The organism is Pelomicrobium sp. G1 (assembly GCF_051905455.1).
Taxonomy (GTDB): domain Bacteria; phylum Pseudomonadota; class Gammaproteobacteria; order Burkholderiales; family UBA6910; genus Pelomicrobium.
The window spans coordinates 56,218-75,891 of the sequence record NZ_JBQACR010000008.1 but is presented as its reverse complement, the minus strand read 5'-3'; the positions used below and the strand labels follow the sequence as shown (position 1 = coordinate 75,891).

General features: G+C 65.5%; 20 protein-coding genes and 1 tRNA gene. All 21 read right to left on the bottom strand.

The window, feature by feature from the left end:
* Position 1: 1 nt before the first annotated feature.
* The 21 genes from nuoK to ftsH all read right to left on the bottom strand — a co-directional run bounded on the left by nuoK (position 2) and on the right by ftsH (position 19,629).
* Complete coding sequence (gene nuoK, locus ACTFO6_RS09395; protein ID WP_439934196.1) at positions 2–307, bottom strand: NADH-quinone oxidoreductase subunit NuoK; 306 nt, start codon at positions 305–307, stop codon at positions 2–4.
* 60 nt (positions 308–367) lie between these two features.
* Positions 368–976 (bottom strand): NADH-quinone oxidoreductase subunit J, encoded by a 609-nt coding sequence (locus ACTFO6_RS09390; RefSeq protein WP_439934195.1) that lies wholly within the window; start codon positions 974–976, stop codon positions 368–370.
* 28 nt (positions 977–1,004) lie between these two features.
* Positions 1,005–1,493, bottom strand: coding sequence for an NADH-quinone oxidoreductase subunit NuoI (gene nuoI, locus ACTFO6_RS09385; protein ID WP_439934293.1), 489 nt, complete (start codon positions 1,491–1,493; stop codon positions 1,005–1,007).
* A 20-nt stretch (positions 1,494–1,513) separates the two neighbouring features.
* A complete protein-coding gene (gene nuoH, locus ACTFO6_RS09380) occupies positions 1,514–2,539 on the bottom strand; it encodes an NADH-quinone oxidoreductase subunit NuoH (protein ID WP_439934194.1) in 1,026 nt (341 codons plus the stop codon).
* An 18-nt stretch (positions 2,540–2,557) separates the two neighbouring features.
* A complete protein-coding gene (gene nuoG, locus ACTFO6_RS09375; RefSeq protein WP_439934292.1) occupies positions 2,558–4,933 on the bottom strand; it encodes an NADH-quinone oxidoreductase subunit NuoG in 2,376 nt (791 codons plus the stop codon).
* 31 nt (positions 4,934–4,964) lie between these two features.
* Positions 4,965–6,278 carry an NADH-quinone oxidoreductase subunit NuoF gene (gene nuoF / locus ACTFO6_RS09370; RefSeq protein WP_439934193.1) on the bottom strand — a complete coding sequence of 438 codons (1,314 nt, stop codon included), beginning with the start codon at positions 6,276–6,278 and terminating at the stop codon, positions 4,965–4,967.
* The gene (gene nuoE, locus ACTFO6_RS09365) at positions 6,275–6,754 is read right to left on the bottom strand and encodes an NADH-quinone oxidoreductase subunit NuoE (RefSeq protein WP_439934291.1); all 480 of its coding nucleotides are present in this window, start codon (positions 6,752–6,754) and stop codon (positions 6,275–6,277) included. The genes nuoF and nuoE overlap by 4 nt, the downstream gene beginning before the upstream one ends.
* Before the next feature lie 22 nt (positions 6,755–6,776).
* Complete coding sequence (locus tag ACTFO6_RS09360; protein WP_439934192.1) at positions 6,777–8,030, bottom strand: NADH-quinone oxidoreductase subunit D; 1,254 nt, start codon at positions 8,028–8,030, stop codon at positions 6,777–6,779.
* Between the two features lie 77 nt (positions 8,031–8,107).
* Positions 8,108–8,743, bottom strand: a complete 636-nt coding sequence (locus ACTFO6_RS09355) for an NADH-quinone oxidoreductase subunit C (RefSeq protein WP_439934191.1) — start codon at positions 8,741–8,743, stop codon at positions 8,108–8,110.
* A 4-nt stretch (positions 8,744–8,747) separates the two neighbouring features.
* Positions 8,748–9,224, bottom strand: coding sequence for a NuoB/complex I 20 kDa subunit family protein (locus tag ACTFO6_RS09350; protein ID WP_439934190.1), 477 nt, complete (start codon positions 9,222–9,224; stop codon positions 8,748–8,750).
* An 83-nt stretch (positions 9,225–9,307) separates the two neighbouring features.
* The gene (locus ACTFO6_RS09345) at positions 9,308–9,676 is read right to left on the bottom strand and encodes an NADH-quinone oxidoreductase subunit A (RefSeq protein ID WP_439934189.1); all 369 of its coding nucleotides are present in this window, start codon (positions 9,674–9,676) and stop codon (positions 9,308–9,310) included.
* Between the two features lie 134 nt (positions 9,677–9,810).
* Positions 9,811–9,895: transfer RNA gene (locus ACTFO6_RS09340), tRNA-Leu, on the bottom strand.
* Between the two features lie 84 nt (positions 9,896–9,979).
* Positions 9,980–10,327 carry a preprotein translocase subunit SecG gene (secG, locus tag ACTFO6_RS09335; protein WP_439934188.1) on the bottom strand — a complete coding sequence of 116 codons (348 nt, stop codon included), beginning with the start codon at positions 10,325–10,327 and terminating at the stop codon, positions 9,980–9,982.
* 11 nt (positions 10,328–10,338) lie between these two features.
* Positions 10,339–11,094, bottom strand: a complete 756-nt coding sequence (gene tpiA, locus ACTFO6_RS09330) for a triose-phosphate isomerase (protein ID WP_439934187.1) — start codon at positions 11,092–11,094, stop codon at positions 10,339–10,341.
* Between the two features lie 193 nt (positions 11,095–11,287).
* On the bottom strand, positions 11,288–12,079 hold the full coding sequence (pstB, locus tag ACTFO6_RS09325; protein ID WP_439934186.1) for a phosphate ABC transporter ATP-binding protein PstB: 792 nt from the start codon (positions 12,077–12,079) through the stop codon (positions 11,288–11,290).
* Positions 12,080–12,096: 17 nt separating this feature from the next.
* Positions 12,097–13,029, bottom strand: a complete 933-nt coding sequence (gene pstA, locus ACTFO6_RS09320) for a phosphate ABC transporter permease PstA (protein WP_439934185.1) — start codon at positions 13,027–13,029, stop codon at positions 12,097–12,099.
* Entirely contained in the window at positions 13,029–13,916 is an 888-nt protein-coding gene (gene pstC, locus ACTFO6_RS09315) for a phosphate ABC transporter permease subunit PstC (protein ID WP_439934290.1), read from the bottom strand. Before pstC ends, pstA begins: the two co-directional genes overlap by 1 nt.
* Before the next feature lie 153 nt (positions 13,917–14,069).
* Positions 14,070–15,077, bottom strand: a complete 1,008-nt coding sequence (locus ACTFO6_RS09310) for a PstS family phosphate ABC transporter substrate-binding protein (RefSeq protein WP_439934184.1) — start codon at positions 15,075–15,077, stop codon at positions 14,070–14,072.
* Positions 15,078–15,231: 154 nt separating this feature from the next.
* Positions 15,232–16,587, bottom strand: coding sequence for a phosphoglucosamine mutase (gene glmM, locus ACTFO6_RS09305; protein WP_439934183.1), 1,356 nt, complete (start codon positions 16,585–16,587; stop codon positions 15,232–15,234).
* Between the two features lie 221 nt (positions 16,588–16,808).
* On the bottom strand, positions 16,809–17,642 hold the full coding sequence (folP, locus tag ACTFO6_RS09300) for a dihydropteroate synthase (protein WP_439934182.1): 834 nt from the start codon (positions 17,640–17,642) through the stop codon (positions 16,809–16,811).
* A gap of 91 nt (positions 17,643–17,733) precedes the next feature.
* Positions 17,734–19,629: an ATP-dependent zinc metalloprotease FtsH gene (gene ftsH, locus ACTFO6_RS09295; protein ID WP_439934181.1), complete on the bottom strand. Its 1,896-nt coding sequence runs from the start codon at positions 19,627–19,629 to the stop codon at positions 17,734–17,736.
* Positions 19,630–19,674 lie beyond the last annotated feature (45 nt).

Below are 19,674 nucleotides of genomic sequence, written 5' to 3'. Positions count from 1 at the left end.
CTCAGCCCTTCAGGTGATCCAGGTCCTCGACGTTGATGGTGCGCAGATTGCGGAACAGCACCACCAGGATCGCGAGACCGATGGCCGACTCGGCGGCCGCCACGGTCAGGATGAAGAACACGAACACCTGCCCGGCGATGTCGTCGAGGAAGTGCGAGAAGGCGATGAAGTTCATGTTCACCGCCAACAGCATAAGCTCGATCGCCATCAGCAGGATGATCACGTTCTTGCGGTTGAGGAATATCCCCACCACGGCGATGGCGAACAGGATCGCCCCCAGAACGAGGTACTCGGACAGCGTTATCAACGGCGCTCCCCTTTTCCTTTCAAGAAAGAATGAACCGGACCGGCACCCGGGTCCGGGCTTTCAGCCGCGTTCTTTTTCCGCCGGCATCGACACCAGCCGCACCCGCTCCTCCCGGCGCACCACCACCTGCTTGGCGGGATCCACGTACTTCGTGTCCTTGCGCCGGCGCAGCGTCAGCGCGATGGCGGCGACGATCGCCACCAGCAGCAGCACGGCCGCCAGCTCGAACGGGTACACGTACTCGGTGTAGAGCACGCGGCCCAGCTCCTTGGTGTTGCTGTACCCGGCGGGTCGCGGGGCCGGAGCCGGCATGGCTTCGGGGGCGAAATACTTGCCCCACAACACCAGCCCCATCTCCAGCACCATCAGGACCGCCAGGGCGGCCCCGAACGGAAACCAGCGCAGGAAGCCCTCCCGCAGCCGGTCGATGTTGATGTCGAGCATCATCACCACGAACAGGAACAGCACCATCACCGCCCCCACGTACACCAGCACCAAAGTGATGGCCAGGAATTCCGCCTCCAGCAACAGCCACAGCCCGGCCGAGGTGAAAAAGGCGAGCACCAGGAACAGGGCCGAGTGCACGGGGTTTCGCGCGGTGATGACCCGCAGGGCCGCGAACACCAGGATGGCGGCCAGGAAATAGAACACGAATTGCTGGAAAGTCATCTCGGGGCGTCTTCGTGAAATGTCCGGGCTAGCGATAGGGCGCGTCCGCCTCCCGGTCCGCCGCGATCTGCGCCTCGTAGCGGTCGCCGATGGCGAGCAGCATTTCCTTGGTGTACACCAGGTCGCCGCGCTTCTCCCCGTGGTACTCGAGGATGCGCGTCTCTACGATGGAGTCCACTGGGCACGACTCCTCGCAAAAACCGCAGAAGATGCACTTGGTGAGGTCGATGTCGTAGCGGGTGGTGCGGCGCGTGCCGTCGGCGCGCTGCTCGGACTCGATAGTGATCGCCAGCGCCGGGCAGATCGCCTCGCACAGCTTACAGGCGATGCAACGCTCCTCCCCGTTGGGATAGCGCCGCAAGGCGTGCAGCCCGCGGAAGCGGGGGGATTGGGGCGTCTTCTCCTCGGGGAACTGCACCGTAATCTTGCGCGCGAACAGATGACGGCCGGTGAGCATCATGCCCCTCACCAGCTCCAGGAGCAGGAAGGTTTTGAAGAAATCCCGAATGCGCTCGATCACGATCCTTCCTCCCGCAATCACCACACCCAGAGGGGCGTCTGCATGAGCGCCCCCACCAGCACGATCCACACCAGCGTCACGGGAATGAACACCTTCCAGCCGAGGCGCATGATCTGGTCGTAGCGGTAGCGCGGGAAGGTGGCGCGGAACCACAGGAACAGGAACACCATGAACGCCACCTTGATCAGGAACCAGACGAAGCCTGGTATCCAGGTGAACGGGGCGACGTTCAAGGGTGGCAGCCACCCTCCCAGGAACATCACCGAGGCGAGCGCCCCCACTAGGATCATATTGGCGTACTCGGCGAGAAAGAAGACGGCGAAAGCCATGCCCGAGTACTCCACGTGGAAGCCGGCCACGATCTCCGATTCCCCTTCCGCTACGTCGAAGGGCAGCCGGTTGGTCTCCGCCACCCCGGAGATGAAGTACACCAGGAACAGGGGGAACAGGGGGATCAGATTCCAGGACCAGAAGCCGGCCCCTTGCTGGCCCTTGACGATTTCCACCAGATTGAGGCTGCCCGCCACCATCAACACACCCACCAGAGCGAAGCCCATGGCGATCTCGTAGGAGACGATCTGGGCCGCCGAGCGCATGGCGCCCAGGAAGGCGTATTTGGAGTTGGACGCCCAGCCGGCGACGATGATGCCGTAGACGCCCATGGAGGTGAGCGCCATCACGTACAGCAATCCCGCGTCGATGTCGGCCAGCACCAGGTCCGGATCGAAAGGCACCACCGCCCAGGCCGCCAGGGCAGGCATGATGGACAGCACCGGCGCCAGCACGAACAGGACCTTGTTGGCCCCGCTGGGGATGACGATTTCCTTGAGCAGCAGCTTCAACGCATCGGCGATGGGCTGCAGCCACCCCTTGGGGCCCACCCGGTTCGGGCCGATGCGCACCTGCATGTAGCCGATCAGCTTGCGCTCGGCGTAGGTGAGGTAGGCCACGCACAGGAGCAGCGGCACCACGATCGCCACGATCTTGGCCAGGGTCCAGACCGCGGGCCAGGTGGGTCCGAAAAGGTCTTCGAAAAAGGTCATCGGCTTCGCCCTAGCGTCTCACGACGGCACGCGCTCCATGCTCACCGGGTCGAGCATGCCGCCCAGATCCCGGGTGAGGGAATGGGCCGCCGGCACCCGCACGCAGGCGTCCGGGAGGCGATCATCCCGCACCACTTCCAGCACCGCACTGCCCCCCGCTTGGACGATCCTCGCCCGGTCGCCTTCCTTGAGCCCGAGCCGCCGCATCAACGCGCCGCTCATCGACGCCACCGGCGGCGCCGCGTCGCGGGTTCGCTGCAGGCTGCGCGCCCGGCGCACGATCGGGTCGGCGTCGTAGATCCTCACTTCCCCGATCCGATACAGGACCTCGGCCGGGCCGTCCAGGTCTCCCAGGGGAAGGCCCTCGGCCCCGTTGTCCAGGTAGGCCGACACGTCCCCATCCGGCGGGAGCGCCTCGGCGCGCACCTCCTCGATGGTTTCGTAATCGAAGCCCGGCAGCCCTAGCAGGCTCCCCAGCACGCGCAACACCTTCCACGCCGGGCGGGCGTCTCCCTGGGGGCGTACCACGGCGTGGAACGACTGGATGCGCCCCTCCGTGTTGACGAAGGTGCCCGGGGTTTCGGTGAACGGTATGATCGGCAGCCATACATGGGCTCGCTCTAGAGCCGGGCTGCGGAAGCTCGTAAGGGCCACCGTAAACTCTGCGCTCGCTAGAGCGAGGTCCGCCTGGCGAGCGTCGTAGGCGTCCAGCGCCGGCTCCAAGTTGAGCACCAGGTAGGCACGGCGCGGCGCGAGGAGCATGTCCCGGGCGTTCATTCCCGGGGAGGCGGCGGCGCCCAGAGCGCCGCGATGGGGAATCGCCCCCGCCAGGTAGGCGCCCACACTATTGGCCGCTTCCCCCAGCACGCCGAAGCTCGCGCCAGAGAGCTCGGCGATCCACTGGGCGAGGAGGTGCAGTGTGCCGTAACGCGGATGGTGCTGGGCCAGGTTGCCCAGCAGCACGGCGGAAGCGTCGCTGCGGGCCAGGCTTTCGGCGATGGCCCGCGCCTGCGCAGAGATTTCCAGGGGCGCGATGGCCTGCTCCACCTCGGCGGGAAGCCTCCCGCCTTTCCCCTGGGCTAGGGCCTTGAGGATCTGCCCCAGAGCCTGGGCCATGGTCTGGGGCGCCACGATCATCTCCTGGGCAACCCGGGTCAACAGGTCGTCGCCCACGGGATTCACCAGGCTCAACTCGCCACCCCGCTTCACCGCCTGGCGCAACCGGTGGGCAAGGAGCGGATGATCCTTGCGCAGCGTGCTGCCCACCACCAGCACCGCCTTCAGCCGGTCCAGGGACGCCACCGGACGGCCCAGCCAGGGGGCGCCCTTGAGGTGGGGATCCAGGCTGAAGTCCGACTGGCGCAGCCGGTGGTCCACGTTGCCGGAGCCCAACCCGCGGGCGAGCTTCTGCGCCAGGTAGAGCTCCTCCAGGGTGCTGTGGGGGGAAAGGAGCGCCCCGAGGGCCTCCGGCCCGTGCTCTCGGCGGATCCGGTCGAAGGCCTGCGCCGTGAGCTCCAGCGCCTCCTGCCAGCTTGCCGGGACCCAGTCCTCGCCGCGCTTGACCATGGGTTCGGTGAGACGCTCCTCGCCGTGCAACGCCTCGTAGGAGAACCGGTCCCGGTCGGCCAGCCAGCACTCGTTCACTTCCTCGTTCTCCCGCGGCAGCACCCGCATCACCCGGTCACCCTTCACCTGCACCACCAGGTTGGCGCCGAGCCCGTCGTGGGGACTCACGGAACGGCGCCGGGCTAGCTCCCAGGGGCGCGCCGTGTAGCGGAAGGGCTTGCTGGTGAGGGCCCCGACAGGACAGAGGTCGATCACGTTGCCGGAGAGCTCGGAGTCCACCGTCTTGCCCATGAAGGTGAGGATCTCCGCGTGCTCGCCCCGGTGGGCCATGCCGAGCTCCATGATCCCGGCAATCTCCTGCCCGAAGCGCACGCAGCGGGTGCAGTGGATGCAGCGGGTCATGTCGGTGGCGATCAGGGGGCCCAGATTCTTGTTGGTCACCACCCGCTTGGGCTCTTCGTACCGGGACGCGGACATGCCGTAGCCCATCGCCAGGTCCTGGAGCTGGCATTCACCGCCCTGGTCGCAGATGGGGCAATCGAGGGGGTGGTTGATGAGCAGGAACTCCATGACTCCCGCTTGGGCTTTGCGCGCCACGGTCGAACGGGTGTACACCTTCATGCCGGAGGCGACAGGCGTGGCGCACGCGGGCAAAGGCTTGGGCGCCTTCTCCACCTCCACCAGGCACATGCGGCAGTTGGCGGCGATCGACAGCTTCTTGTGGTAGCAGAAGTAAGGGATGTAGATTCCGAGCTGGTTGGCCGCCTCCATCACGGTGCTGCCAGCGGGCACCTCCACCGGCTTGCCGTCGATTTCCAGCGCGATCATCACGTTCGGTCGATCCACCCGGCGCACCCCCTCAAATCGACGACTGCACCAAGCATCGCTTGTGCTCGATGTGGTGCTCGAACTCGCTGCGGAAATGGGTCACGAAGCTCTTGACCGGCAGCGCCGCCGCGTCCCCGAGGGCGCAGATGGTGCGCCCCAGGATGTTGTCCGCCACCGAGAGCAGCAGGTCCAGGTCCTCGGGCTTGCCGCGGCCGGTCTCGATACGGTCCACCACCCGGTAAAGCCAGCCGGTGCCCTCGCGGCAAGGCGTGCACTGGCCGCAGGACTCCTCGAAGTAGAAGTAGGACAGACGGCGCAGGGCCCGCACCATGCAGGTAGTCTCGTCCATGACGATCACCGCGCCGGAGCCGAGCATGGAGCCCGCCTTGGCGATGGAATCGTAGTCCATGTCGGTGGCGAGCATCACCTCGCCCGGCAGCACCGGCATGGAGGAGCCGCCCGGGATCACCGCCTTGAGCTTGCGCCCGCCGCGCACCCCACCGGCCATCTCCAGGAGCTTGGCGAACGGCGTGCCGAGCCGCACCTCGTAGTTGCCGGGGCGATTCACGTGGCCCGACACCGAGAAGATCTTGGTGCCCCCGTTGTTGGGCCGCCCCAGCGCCACGAAGGCGTCGCCGCCGTGGAGGACGATCCAGGGCACGGCGGCGAAGGTCTCCGTGTTGTTGATGGTGGTGGGCTTGCCGTACAGGCCGTAGGTGGCCGGGAACGGCGGCTTGAACCGGGGCAGGCCCTTCTTGCCCTCCAGGGATTCCAGCAGGGCGGTCTCTTCGCCGCAGATATAGGCGCCCCAGCCGTGGTGGGCGTACAGATCGAAGCTGAAGTCCGAGCCCAGGATGTTCCTCCCCAGGTAGCCCGCCTGATAGGCCTCCTCCAGCGCCTCCTCGAAGCGCTCGTAGATCTCCCAGATCTCGCCGTGGATGTAGTTGTAGCCCGTGCTGATGCCCATGGCGTAGGCGGCGATGGCCATGCCCTCGATCACGATGTGGGGGTTGTAGCGCAGGATGTCCCGGTCCTTGAAGGTCCCGGGCTCCCCCTCGTCGGAGTTGCACACCAGGTACTTCTGGCCCTGGTAGCCCTTGGGCATGAAGCTCCACTTGAGGCCCGTGGGAAAGCCCGCGCCGCCCCGACCGCGCAGGGCGGACTTCTTCACCTCGTTGATCACCGCCTCCGGCGGGATCTTCTCGGCCAGGATCTTCCTCAAGGCCTTGTAGCCGTCGCGGCTCTCGTAGTCCCTGAGGCGCCAGTTCAAGCCGTTCAGGCCCTTGAGGATGACGGCGTCGGGGCCGTAGACGTCTGGCGGGAACGGAGGCAGGGGCGCGTTCATTTACTGCGCAGCTCCTCGATCCAGGCATCCAGCTTGTCCGGGGTCATGAACGACATCATGCGCTTGTCGTTGTGCAGGCACACCGGCGCATCGCCACAGGCGCCGAAGCATTCGCCTTCCTTGAGCGTGAACTGCCCGTCCGGGGTGGTTTGGTTGAAGTCGATGCCGAGCTTTTTCTTCAAGCGCTCGGCGGCCTCCAGGGCGCCCTGCAGGGCGCACGGCAGGTTGGTGCAGAGAGTGATCTTGTGGCGCCCCACCGGCTCCAGGTTGTACATGGTGTAGAAGCTGGCCACCTCGAAGACCGCGACAGGCGGCATGCCCAGGTACTGGGCGACGAATTCCATGGTTTCTTTGGAGAGCCAGCCCTTTTCCTCCTGGGCGACGGTGAGCGCCGCCATCACTGCCGAGCGTCTCTGGTCGGGGGGGTACTTGGCCAGCGCCCGGTCGATCTTCGCCAGGGCCGCTGGGGAAAGCACCATGGGAGCGTTCATCTGGCCCTCACCGGTCGATCTCGCCGAACACGATGTCCATGGTGCCGATGATCGCCACTACGTCGGCGAGCATGTGACCCCTGGCCATCTCGTCCATCGCCGCCAGGTGCGGAAAGCCCGGGGCGCGGATCTTCATGCGGTACGGCTTGTTGGCGCCGTCGGAGATCAGGTAGATGCCGAACTCCCCTTTCGGCGCCTCCACCGCGGCATACGCCTCGCCTTCGGGCACGTGCACGCCCTCGGTGAAGAGCTTGAAGTGATGGATCAACTCCTCCATGTTCTCCTTCATCTTGACCCGCGAAGGCGGCGCCACCTTGTAGTTATCGATCATCACCGGCCCGGGGTTCTTGCGCAGCCAGTCGACGCACTGCCTGATGATGCGGTTCGATTGACGCATCTCCTCGATGCGCACCAGGTAGCGGTCGTAGCAGTCGCCGTTCGCCCCGACCGGGATGTCGAACTCCAGCCGGTCGTACACCTCGTAGGGCTGTTTCTTGCGCAGATCCCAGGCGACACCCGAGCCGCGCAGCATGGGGCCGGTGAAGCCCAGGGCCAGCGCCCGCTCCGGGGATACCACCCCGATGCCCACGGTGCGCTGCTTCCAGATGCGATTGTCGGTGAGCAGCGTCTCGTATTCGTCCACGCACTTGGGGAAGCGCTCGGTAAAGTCCTCGATGAAGTCGAGCAGCGACCCCTGCCGGTTCTCGTTGAGCTTTCTCACCTCCGCTTCGCTGCGGATGCTGGACGGCTGGTACTGGGGCATGCGGTCGGGCAGGTCCCGGTAGACGCCGCCCGGGCGGTAATAGGCCGCGTGCATCCGGGCCCCGGACACCGCCTCGTAGCAGTCCATCAAATCCTCGCGCTCGCGGAAGCAGTAGAGGAACACGGTCATGGCGCCGATGTCCAGGCCGTGGGCCCCGAGCCACAGCAGGTGGTTCAGGATGCGCGTGATCTCGTCGAACATGACCCGGATGTACTGGGCCCGGATCGGCACTTCGATCCCCAGGAGCTTCTCGATGGCCAGCACGTAGGCATGCTCGTTGGCCATCATGGAGACGTAATCCAGGCGGTCCATGTAGGGCACCGACTGGATATAGGTCTTGTGCTCGGCGAGCTTCTCCGTGGCCCGATGCAGGAGGCCGATGTGGGGGTCGGCCCGCTGGATCACCTCCCCGTCCAGCTCCAGGACTAGGCGCAGCACCCCGTGGGCGGCCGGGTGCTGGGGACCAAAATTGAGCGTGTAGTTCCTGATTTCGGCCATGCTCAGTAATCCTTCCCCGAAAGCACGGCTGAATTCAGCGTGTAATTGCGAATCTCAGCCATGGGCCGCCGTTATCCTCACTGGGCACCCGGTGCCCGGGGCGCTTCCTGGTTCCCGCCGATGTCCGCGTAGGTCTCTTCGCGGACGATGCGCGGCACGATCTCCCGCGGCTCGATGGTGACGGGCTGATAGATCACCCGCTGCAGGTCGGGGTCGTAGCGCATCTCCACGTAGCCGGACAGGGGGAAGTCCTTGCGGAACGGATGGCCGATGAAGCCGTAGTCGGTCAGGATGCGGCGCAGGTCCGGGTGGCCGGTGAAAACGATGCCGTACAGGTCGAAGGCCTCGCGCTCGTACCAGTTGGCTGCGGGCCACAGCTCCACTACCGAATCGAGCACCGGGAATTCGTCGCTCTCGGCGAAGGCGCGCACCCGCAGCCGCCAGTTGTAGGTCAGGGAGAGGAGATGATAGACGACGGCGAAACGCTGGCCCTCCCACAGGCCGTTCTTGTAGTCCCGGTAATCGACGCCGCACAGGTCGATCAGCTGCTCGAAACGCAACCGCGGATCGTCGCGCAGCGTGCGCATCGCTTCCAGCAAGTCCGTCGCGACGACGGTGAGAGTGAACTCTCCCAGCGCTCTTTTCAGGGACTTGAGCCTCGCCCCGAGGACATCCCGCAGGGCCTGGGCAAGCGTGTCGAGCCGGGAGGTCATAGGCTCAGCGGGCGATGGTGTTGGTGCGCTTGATCTTGTTCTGCAACTGGATCACGCCGTAGAGCAGCGCTTCGGCGGTGGGCGGGCAGCCGGGAACGTAGATGTCCACCGGCACGATGCGGTCGCAGCCGCGCACCACCGAATAGGAATAGTGGTAATAGCCGCCGCCGTTGGCACAGGACCCCATGGAAATCACCCAGCGCGGCTCCGCCATCTGGTCGTAGACCTTGCGCAAGGCCGGGGCCATCTTGTTGCACAGGGTGCCGGCCACGATCATCACGTCCGACTGGCGCGGGCTGGGTCGGAACACGACCCCGAACCGGTCCAGGTCGTAGCGGGAGGCGCCGGCGTGCATCATCTCGACCGCGCAGCAAGCGAGCCCGAAGGTCATGGGCCACAGGCTCCCGGTGCGGGTCCAGTTGATCAGCTTGTCCGCCGTCGTCGTGATGAAGCCCTTCTCCAGCAGGTTCTCAGCGCCCATGGCCTCTTACCTCCGGATCGCCAGTGGGAAGCGGCCCGCCGTCTGCCCGCGACTCCGGGCCTTTCCGCTCGTCACCGCACCGCCTACTCCCATTCCAGCGCGCCCTTCATCCACTCGTAAACGAACCCCACGACGAGGATTCCCAGGAACAACAGCATGGCGACGAAGCCAAACATCCCGATCTCCTTCAGCACCACCGCCCAGGGGAAAAGGAAGGCGATCTCCAGGTCGAACAGGATGAACAGGATCGCCACCAGGTAGTAGCGCACGTCGAACTTCATCCGGGCGTCCTCGAAGGCCTCGAAGCCGCACTCGTAGGGAGAGAGCTTCTCGCTGTCCGGGCGGTTGACGCCGAGGGCCGTGCTGGCGAACCAGCCTAGGGCGATGGGCAGCACGCCCACCGCGAGCCCCACCAGGATGAACATCAAGATCGGAAAATAGTTTTCGAGCATCCGCTTCCGCTTCTCGCCGCCGCACGGGCCCGGCGCGCCCTACCGTCCGGCGGCAAGGCCGCAGAGCACCACAGCATCAATTTAGAGCCGCGCCCGCACCCGGGAAGTTCCGAGGAACGCCGGGGAGAAACCTGTGGTGCCGACGGTGAGACTCGAACTCACACGGCTTTCGCCACCGCCCCCTCAAGACGGCGTGTCTACCAATTTCACCACGTCGGCGACATTGTTATTCGTAGGCTGGATGGGGACCCGCCCGGGCCAGGAATCCCGGCAACCGGCACTGTTGCTCGCCACCGGCGACCCCTATTTCGGTATCTCCTTCGCCTTGGACGCCTCCGTGCCCGGCGCCGGCACCTCGGACGGCGGCGCCACCGGCTTGCTCTGCATCGGCTGGTCGGCCATCACGCCCTGGCGTTCGGCCTTCTGACCGCTGAGATAGGCAAGCCCCATGCTGGTCAGAAAGAAAACCACCGCCAGGAGCGCGGTGCTGCGGCTCAAAAAATTGGCCGAACCGGTGGCGCCGAAGAGGCTGCCCGAAGCACCGCTACCGAACGCCGCGCCCATGTCCGCGCCCTTGCCGTGCTGGAGCAAAACCAGCCCGATGATACCCGCCGCGGCGAGCACGTGAATGACCAGGATCAAGATTTTCACGCTTTACCTCTCTACGCCTGGGCAGCCCGGCAGATGGCAACGAATTCCTCGCTCACCAGGGACGCGCCGCCGATCAACCCTCCGTCGATGTCCGGCATGGAGAACAAGGCCCGGGCGTTCGAGCCCTTCACGCTGCCGCCGTACAAGATGATGAGGCCGGCGGCCACCGCGCCGTCACGCTCCGCCACTCGGCGACGCAGGTAGGCGTGGACCTCCTGGGCCTGCTCGGGTGTCGCCGTCCTGCCGGTGCCGATCGCCCACACGGGCTCGTAGGCCAGGACGCAACCGCTCAAGGCCGCGACGCCCAAGCTGTCCATCACCGCCTCGAGCTGGCGGGCCACCACCGCTTCGGTCTCACCTCGCTCCCGCTCCTCCAGCCTCTCCCCCAGGCAGACGATGGGGGTCAACCCAGCTTTCAGCACCGCCTCGCCCTTGGCCGCCACCAGGGCGTCCGATTCGCCGTGGTAGGTGCGGCGCTCCGAGTGACCGACGATCACGTAGCGGGCACCAAACTCGGCGATCATCCGGGCCGAAACCTCGCCGGTGAAAGCCCCCTTCGCGTGCCGGCTGGCATCCTGCGCCCCCCACAATATGTGGGTCCCAGACAGCAGCTCTTGGGCCTGCTGGAGGTAGGGGAACGGAACACAGACGGCCACGTCGACCCGGTTGAGCCCTCGGGTCGCAGGCACGACGGCCGTCAGCAGCGACCGGTTCTCGGCCAGGCTTCCGTGCATTTTCCAGTTGCCTGCAACGAGCTTTCGGCGCATTCGGACCCGATCCCTTAAAACTAAGAAATGTTACCCGCTCAGCTATATAGGGTCAACCGAAAAGCCGGGAGGTCGCCGTCCGCGGTCCCCAAAGTTCTTCTCCCGAGATCGGGACAGGTCGGCGCATGCCTCGGCGGCGCCGCCGGGATGCCGTAGGGGAGTGACCTCCCGCTGCGGAGCGTGGGCGACCGGTTCAGCCGAACCGGCCCGTGATGTAGTCCTCGGTCTGCTTGTTCTTGGGCTTGATGAACAGCTCGTCGGTCGGGCCGAACTCGATCAGCTCGCCCAGGTACATGTAGGCGGTATAGTCGGAAATGCGGGCCGCCTGCTGCATGTTGTGGGTGACGATGAGGATCGTGACCTTTCTTTTAAGCTCGGCGGTCAGCTCTTCGATGCTGGCGGTGGCGATGGGGTCCAGGGCGGAGGTGGGCTCGTCGAACAAAAGCAGCTCCGGGTTCGTGGCCAGGGCCCGAGCGATGCACAGGCGCTGCTGCTGGCCGCCGGAGAGGTTGAAGGCCAGATCGTCCAGGCGGTCCTTCACCTCCTCCCACAGGGCCGCACTGCGCAGCGCCTCTTCCACCTTCTCGTCCAGCACCGCCTTCTGCCGTACGCCCCTCACCCTCAGGCCGTAAGCGACGTTTTCGTAGATCGACTTGGGAAAGGGATTGGGCTTCTGGAACACCATGCTGATGCGCATCCGCACCTCGATGGGGTCCACCTTGGGGCTCAGGATGTTCACGTTGTCCGGGTGCAGGTGGATCTCGCCTTCGTACCGGTTTCCGGGGTAGAGGTCGTGCATGCGGTTGAACGACCGCAGGAAAGTGGACTTGCCGCAGCCGGATGGGCCGATCAGCGCTGTGATCTGGTACTCGGCGATCGGCATGTTGATGTTCTTGAGGGCGTGATAGGTGCCGTAGTAGAAGTTGAAATTCCGCACCTCGGCCTTGATCGGGGTGCCGGCGGGGGGCGGAGTCATGACCGTCATCGGGGCGTTCCTCCTGCTTACCACTTGATCTTCTGGCGGATCCGGTAGCGCAGATAGATCGCCAGGGCGTTCATGAGCAAGGTCATGACGATGAGCACGACGCCGGCGGCCGCCGCGTTCACCAGGAACGCGGATTCCGGTCTCGTCACCCAGTTGAACATCTGGATCGGAAGGACGGTGAATGGGGAAAACAGCCACTCGAAATTGATGAACGGCGGCTCGCTAGAGATGGGCGATGGGGGCAGGAAGGCGATGAAGGTGAGCGCACCGATGGTGATGACCGGCGCGGTCTCCCCGATCGCCCGGGCGAGCCCGATGATCACGCCGGTGAGAATCCCCGCCGACGAATACGGCAGGACATGGTCCGACACCACCTGCCACTTGGTGGCGCCCACTGCGTAGGCCGCCTCCCGGATGGCTTGCGGGACGGAGCGGATCGCTTCGCGGGTGGCCACGATGACCACGGGAAGAATCAGCAGGGCGAGGGTCAGTCCGGCAGACAGGATACTCTGCCCGAATCCCAGCGCGTAAACGAAGAGCCCCAGCGCGAGCAAGCCGTAGACGATGGACGGGACTCCGGCCAGGTTGGTCACGTTGATCTCGATCAGGGCCGTGATCCAGTTCTTGGGCGCGTATTCCTCTAGATAGATTCCTGCTGCGACGCCGAGAGGGACCGCGGCGAACAAAGTGACCAGCATCACCAGGGAGGTGCCGACCCATGCCGAAAGGATGCCGGCCTGCCCGGCCCGGCGCGACGGAAAGCTGGTAAGAAAATCCCAGGAAATCCTTGGCACCCCGTCGATCAGCAAATCGATGAACAGCGCCAACAGGGTCAGCACGCCCACCATGGTCGCCAGGATTCCGAGCAGCACAAACAGATGATCTCCCAGCTTGCGGCGGCCGATCATCCGGCGGATGGCTTCCAGGTCTCGCGGGTGCGGATGCGCCATCAGTAGGCCTCGCGGAAACGTTGGCGCAAAAGGTGTCCAAGCACGTTGAACCCGAGTGTCAGCACGATCAGCGTCAGCCCGGCGGCGAAGATGGTCTGGTATTCAAGAGAACCGTGGGGGAGATCGCCAAGGCTAACCTGCACGATGTAGGCGGTCAGCGTCGCCGCCGGCTCCATCGGATTCCAGGTGAAGTTGGGCTGCTGCCCGGCGGCGATGGCGACTACCATGGTCTCCCCGACCGCCCGCGATATGCCGAGCACGAATGCGGCAACTACTCCGGAGGCGGCCGCCGGCAGCACGACGCGCAGGGCCGTTTGCAGTCGCGTCGCCCCCATGGCGAAGCTGCCCTCGCGCATGGCCATGGGCACGGCCCGCATGGCGTCCTCGGACACCGACGAGACGTAAGGGATGATCATGATCCCGATCACGATGCCGGGGCCGAGCATGTTGAACCCCTGCAGGTCGGGGATGAACTTCTGCAGCAGCGGCGTCACGAACAGCAAGGCGAAATAACCATACACCACGGTCGGCACGCCCTCGAGCATCTCGAGAAAAGGCTTTACCACCTCCCGCACCGAATGCGGCGCGAACTCGCTCAAGTAAAGCGCGATCACGATCCCGAGGGGAACCGCCACCGCCAGCGCCACGCCCGCCACCACCAGCGTCCCCGAGAGCAGGGGGAGGATCCCGAAGTGTTTCTCGGTGAAAAGCGGCGTCCATTGGGTATCAGTCAGGAATTCAACGATGGAAACCTGCTCGAAGAAGCCGATCGATTCGTAGACCAGGATGACTACGATGGCAATGGTGGTCACAACAGCCGAGAACGCCGCCAGGAAGAGCGCGGATTCGATAAGTCGCTCCTTGATGTTCCGGAAGCGCCGGTGCATCAGGCGATTGTTCGCCAGGGCAGCAGCCGTCTGTTCTGACGTCGCGGGGACCACGGTGCTCATGGGGGATGACAAGCGAAGTCGTTATTATGGCAGACGGCGCGGGGTAGTAAAAAGCCGGGGGATGCTCCCCCGGCTTTTTGTCACTGGCAGTTACAGCTTGGCTTCGCGCTTGAGGAGATCTTCCACCGCCACCCCCACTTCGGCTTCGCCGCCGAACGCGGTCCCCAGCTTCCTGTTCTTGAAGTTTTGCATGGCCAGCTCGTAGGCCGCCTTGGGAAGATCCACGTAGCCCACCTCCTTGGCGAGCTTGCCGGCGTGGGTCAGGTAGAACTCGACGAATTGCCGGACCTCGGGCTTCGCCAGCGACTTCTCGCTCACGTAGATGAAGATCGGACGGGAGAGGGGCTGGTAAGTGCCCTTGTTGACCGTCTCGATGGAGGGAGCGACCGCCGGGCTCTTTTCGTCCATTTTGATCTTGACCGCCTTCAACTTGTCCTTGTTCTCCACGTAGTAGGCAAGCCCCAGGTAACCGATGGCGTTCACATCGCGGCTGACGAACTGCACCGTCACATTGTCATCTTCCGTTGCCAGGTAATCGCCCCGACTGGCCTTCGCCTTTCCGTTGACCGCCTCGGTGAAGTAATCGAAGGTGCCCGAGTCCGCCCCGGCGCCGGCCAGTTTGAGGGGCGCGTCGGGAAAGCTCTCGCGAACCTGCTTCCAGCTGGTTACCTTGCCCTGGGAATCCGGGTGATACATCTTCCTCAGCTCCCCTACGGTCAGCTCTTCGGCCCAGGTGTTCTTCGGGTTGATGATCACTGTGAGGGCGTCGAAGGCAACCGGTAGTTCGATGTACCGAATGCCGCTCTTCTGGCACTGCTCCATCTCACTCTTAAGGATGGGACGGGAGGCGTTCGAGATGTCGGTCTCCCCGCGGCAGAACTTCTTGAAGCCGCCGCCGGTGCCGGAGATGCCGACGGTCACCTTGTACTTGCCCTTGGTGGACTTTTGAAACTCTTCGGCCACCGCCTCCGTGATGGGGTAGACCGTGCTGGAGCCGTCGACCTTCACGATGTCGGCATGGGCGAAGGGCATCGCGCCGAAGGAGCCGGCCAGAAACGCCGCCGCACCGAGCCATTTGTACCCTGTCGCTATATGCATGAATCGTTCTCCTCGTCTGGTTACGTAAACGTGCAAACCGAATCCTACGCCTGCCCGGTTACAGTTTCGTGACAAACGGAAGGCCGTAGCGTCCAGCGCCCGGGTGTGTATATAAGCTATTGAATTTAAATTTAATTTTTATGATGGGGGGGCTTCAGCCCGCCGCTTCCCGCACCGCGTCGGCCAGGTTCTGGGCGAGCCGGGCCACCTGCTCCCGGGAGCGGCCCTCCACCATGACCCGGATGACGGGTTCGGTGCCGGAGGCCCGCAGCAGCACCCGGCCGTCCCCGTTCAGCAGCCGCTCGGTTTCCGCCACCGCCGACTGGACCCGGGGGTCGCGGCGGAAATCGAACCCCCGCTCCACTCGCACGTTGACCAAGACCTGGGGATAGAGGAGGAGCTCCCGGGTCAGCTCGGCCAAGCTTTGTCCCCGCCCGCGAATCGCGTGCAGCACCTGCAGGGCGGAGACGATGCCGTCGCCGGTGGTGTGCTTGTCCAGGCAGATGATGTGGCCGGAATTCTCGCCCCCCAGCTCCCACCCTTCCCGCAGCAAGAGCTCCAGCACGTAGCGGTCCCCCACCTTCGCCCGCTTGAAGGGAACGCCGCGCTCGGCAAAGGCCCGCTCCAGGGCGTAGTTGGTCATGAGGGTGCCCGCCACGCCCCCGTCCAGGGTCCCCAGCGCCCGGCGCAACAGGGCGATCACGTAGAGGAGCTGATCCCCGTCGTAGAGTCGCCCTTCCGCGTCCGCCATCACCACCCGATCCCCGTCTCCGTCGAACGCGATCCCCAGGTCCGCCCCCTGGTCGCGGATCGCCCGCTGGAGGGCCTGGGGGTACAAGGCACCGGCCTCCTGGTTGATGTTCAGGCCGTCCGGATCGGCGCCGATGGCCACCACGTCGGCCCCCAACTCATGGAACACGTGGGGGGCGACGTGGTAGGTGGCGCCGTGGGCGCAATCCACCACCAGCCGCATCCCCCGCAAGTCGAGCCGGGAGGGGAAGGTGCTTTTGCAAAACTCGATGTAGCGCCCGGCCGCGTCGTTCACCCGCCGCGCCTTTCCCAGGCCCGCCGAAGGCATGGTGTCCAGGGGCTCCTCCAGGGCGGCCTCGATCGCTTCTTCGGTCTCGTCGGCGAGCTTGAAGCCGTCGGCGGAAAAGAACTTGATGCCGTTGTCATCGTAGGGATTGTGGGAGGCGCTGATCACCACCCCAGCCTGCAAGCGCAAGGCCCGGGTGAGGTAGGCCACCGCCGGCGTGGGCATGGGGCCGGAGAGCATCACGTCCACTCCCGCGGCCGAGAAGCCCGCCTCCAGGGCAGCCTCCAGCATGTAGCCGGAAATGCGGGTGTCCTTGCCGATCAGCACCGCCGGCCGCTCCCCCTTGGGGAGGGAAGAGCGGGCGAGAAGCGTTCTTCCCGCCGCGTAGCCCAGCCGCATCACGAAATCGGGGGTGATGGGCGCCTCCCCGACCCGTCCCCGTATTCCGTCCGTTCCGAAATACTTTCTTTTCATACGCCGCGCCGCCCGTGACTGACGAACGGCATCAATCTACTCTACCCGCCTTCCGGGAACAATCGCCTGACTTCCCGGCGAGCCGCCGTCAGGCGCAAGGGCCGGTCCGCCCCATCCCGGCCTGGCCCGGAATTCATGCCGGCTGGGCCCGGGGCGTCCCTTCAAGACCGGGCGGGAAATGATGGGGAGGTAAGGGAAAGGCGGCTGCGGATGCCACTTTTTCAGGCAGCGCCGGCAACGGCCGCCAGGACCGCCAGGGCGTCCCGGGTGGCGGCCACGTCATGGACCCGCACGATGTGGGCGCCCCGCTCCACCGCCAGGACCGCGGCGGCGAGGCTCGCGGCCAGGCGCTCGTTCACGTCCCGGCCGGTGAGCCTGCCCAGCACCGACTTGCGCGACAGCCCCACCAGCACCGGGACGCCCAGGGCGGCGAACACCGGCAGGTTGCGGAATAGAGCCAGGTTGTGGGAGCGGTCCTTGCCGAAGCCGAAGCCGGGATCCACTACGATGCGGCTGCGTTCGATGCCCGCCGCCTCGGCGGCCGCCACCCGTTCGGCCAGGAAGTCCCGCACCTCCCGCACCACGTCCCCGTAGGTAGGGTTCACCTGCATGGTGCGCGGCTCGCCCTGCATGTGCATGAGACACACCGCCACGTCGCTTCCCGCCACTGCCTCCAGCGCCCCCGGGGCCCGCAGCGCCAGGATGTCGTTCACCATGGCCGCGCCGACGCCGATCGCGGCGCGCATGACCTGGGGCTTCATGGTATCCACCGACACCGGCACCCCCAGGGCCACCACCGCCTCCAGCACCGGCATCACCCGCCGCAACTCCTCTTCCACCGGCACCGGTTCGGCTCCCGGCCGGGAAGACTCCCCGCCGATGTCCAGGAGATCGGCCCCCTCCTCCACCAGTCGGCGGGCGTGATCGATGGCGGCCTGGGCCGACAGGTATCGACCGCCGTCGGAAAAAGAGTCGGGGGTGACGTTGACCACCCCCATGACCAGGGGGCGCGAAAGGTCCAGGGTGAACCCGCCGCAGCGCAAAGACCGGTTCATAGGGAGGAGAGCGGCGGGAGGAAGGAGGAACCGGGCTGGAGGCTCGAGTTCATGCCACCTTCCCTCCTTGGCAGCCGTCGCTTCCCGGCGCTCAGGTCTCCTGGGCCGGCCGGGTGGTGGGAGAAGCGCTGGGCTTGTTATCGTGGGACGCGGGGGCCGCGGGCGCCGGGGCCACGGCCGGCTTGGGCGGCCGCGGCGGGCGGCCTTCCATGATGTCGTTGATCTGGTCGGCGTCGATGGTTTCCCACTCGAGGAGCGCCTTAGCCATCAGCTCCACCTTGTCCCGGTTCTCCTCGATCAGCCGCCGCGCCAAAGCGTACTGCTGGTCGATGATGCGCCGGATTTCCTGGTCCACCTTCTGCATGGTGGCCTCGGACACGTTCTTGTGAGTCGTGATGGAGCGGCCGAGAAACACCTCACCCTCGTTCTCGCCATACACCATGGGACCCATCACCTCGCTCATGCCCCACTCGGTGACCATGCGCCGAGCCATGTCGGTAGCCTTGCGGAAGTCGTCGGACGCCCCCGTGGTCATCTGGTTCATGAAGATTTCCTCGGCGATGCGGCCGCCGAAGAGCACGGCGATCTTGTTGAGGATGTACTCCCGGTCGTAGCTGTAGCGGTCCTCTTCCGGCAATTGCATGGTCACCCCCAGCGCCCGCCCCCGCGGGATGATGGTCACCTTGTGCACCGGGTCGGTCTTGGGCAGGAGCTTGGCCACCACCGCGTGGCCGGCCTCGTGGTAGGCGGTGTTTCTGCGCTCGTGCTCGGGCATGACCATGGAGCGCCGCTCGGCACCCATCATGATCTTGTCCTTGGCCCGCTCGAAATCCTCCATGTCCACGAGCCGCTTGTTGGCCCGCGCCGCAAAGAGGGCCGCCTCGTTCACCAGGTTGGCGAGGTCCGCGCCCGAAAAGCCCGGCGTGCCCCGGGCGATCACGTCGGGGCGCACGTCCGGCGCCACCGGCACCTTGCGCATGTGCACCATCAGGATCTGCTCGCGCCCGCGGATGTCGGGCAGGGGTACTACCACCTGCCGGTCGAAGCGACCGGGCCTGAGCAGGGCCGGGTCCAGCACGTCGGGCCGGTTGGTGGCCGCGATCACGATCACGCCGGAAGTGGACTCGAAACCGTCCATCTCCACCAGTAACTGGTTCAGGGTCTGTTCCCGCTCGTCATTGCCGCCGCCCAAGCCGGCACCCCGCTGGCGCCCCACCGCGTCGATCTCGTCGATGAACACGATACAGGGAGCGTGCTTCTTCGCCTGCTCGAACATGTCGCGCACCCGGGCGGCGCCCACGCCGACGAACATCTCAACGAAGTCGGAGCCCGAGATGCTGAAGAAGGGCACCTTGGCCTCGCCGGCGATCGCCTTGGCGAGCAGGGTCTTGCCGGTGCCCGGGTTGCCCACCATGAGCACCCCGCGGGGAATGCGCCCGCCCAGCTTCTGGAACTTGCCCGGGTCGCGCAGGAACTCCACCAGCTCCGCCACCTCCTCCTTCGCCTCCTCGCAGCCCGCGACATCGGCAAAGGTGACGGTGTTCTGGGATTCATCCAGCATCCGCGCCCGGCTCTTGCCGAAGGAGAAAGCCCCGCCCCGGCCGCCGCCCTGCATCTGGCGCATGAAGAAAATCCACACGCCGATGAGGAGCAGCATGGGAAACCAGGAGACGAAGATATTCATGAGCAGCGACGGCTCCTCCTCGGGCTTGGCCTCGATGATCACGCCGTTTTTGAGCAGATCGCTCACCATCCACGGGTCGGAGGGGGAATAGGTGACGAAGCGCTTGCCGTCGGTCTTCACCCCCTTGAGGGTGCGCCCCTCGATGGTCACCTTGGCGATGTGCCCCGCCTTCACCTCCTCGATGAACTGGGAGTAGTTCATCTGGGCCTGGGGCTGCTGGCGGGTGCTGAACTGGTTGAACACGGTCATCAGCACCAGGGCAATGACCAGCCAGATGGCGATGTTCTTGACGAGATTGTTCAAAGCTGCTCCTGAAAAAGATGCTTAAGGGCCCATCTCCGGGCCCCA

Excerpts from the sequence above, each read along its gene's own strand:
- pstB (WP_439934186.1), bottom strand. The coding sequence starts at position 12,079 with ATGACGGTCATGACTCCGCCCCCCGCCGGCACCCCGATCAAGGCCGAG.
- pstC (WP_439934290.1), bottom strand. The coding sequence starts at position 13,916 with ATGCACCGGCGCTTCCGGAACATCAAGGAGCGACTTATCGAATCCGCG.
- glmM (WP_439934183.1), bottom strand. The coding sequence starts at position 16,587 with ATGAAAAGAAAGTATTTCGGAACGGACGGAATACGGGGACGGGTCGGG.
- ACTFO6_RS09310 (WP_439934184.1), bottom strand. The coding sequence starts at position 15,077 with ATGCATATAGCGACAGGGTACAAATGGCTCGGTGCGGCGGCGTTTCTG.
- ACTFO6_RS09360 (WP_439934192.1), bottom strand. The coding sequence starts at position 8,030 with ATGGCCGAAATCAGGAACTACACGCTCAATTTTGGTCCCCAGCACCCG.
- tpiA (WP_439934187.1), bottom strand. The coding sequence starts at position 11,094 with ATGCGCCGAAAGCTCGTTGCAGGCAACTGGAAAATGCACGGAAGCCTG.
- ACTFO6_RS09345 (WP_439934189.1), bottom strand. The coding sequence starts at position 9,676 with ATGCTCGAAAACTATTTTCCGATCTTGATGTTCATCCTGGTGGGGCTC.
- folP (WP_439934182.1), bottom strand. The coding sequence starts at position 17,642 with ATGAACCGGTCTTTGCGCTGCGGCGGGTTCACCCTGGACCTTTCGCGC.
- ACTFO6_RS09355 (WP_439934191.1), bottom strand. The coding sequence starts at position 8,743 with ATGACCTCCCGGCTCGACACGCTTGCCCAGGCCCTGCGGGATGTCCTC.
- nuoF (WP_439934193.1), bottom strand. The coding sequence starts at position 6,278 with ATGAACGCGCCCCTGCCTCCGTTCCCGCCAGACGTCTACGGCCCCGAC.
- nuoH (WP_439934194.1), bottom strand. The coding sequence starts at position 2,539 with ATGACCTTTTTCGAAGACCTTTTCGGACCCACCTGGCCCGCGGTCTGG.
- pstA (WP_439934185.1), bottom strand. The coding sequence starts at position 13,029 with ATGGCGCATCCGCACCCGCGAGACCTGGAAGCCATCCGCCGGATGATC.
- ACTFO6_RS09350 (WP_439934190.1), bottom strand. The coding sequence starts at position 9,224 with ATGGGCGCTGAGAACCTGCTGGAGAAGGGCTTCATCACGACGACGGCG.
- ACTFO6_RS09390 (WP_439934195.1), bottom strand. The coding sequence starts at position 976 with ATGACTTTCCAGCAATTCGTGTTCTATTTCCTGGCCGCCATCCTGGTG.
- nuoG (WP_439934292.1), bottom strand. The coding sequence starts at position 4,933 with ATGATCGCGCTGGAAATCGACGGCAAGCCGGTGGAGGTGCCCGCTGGC.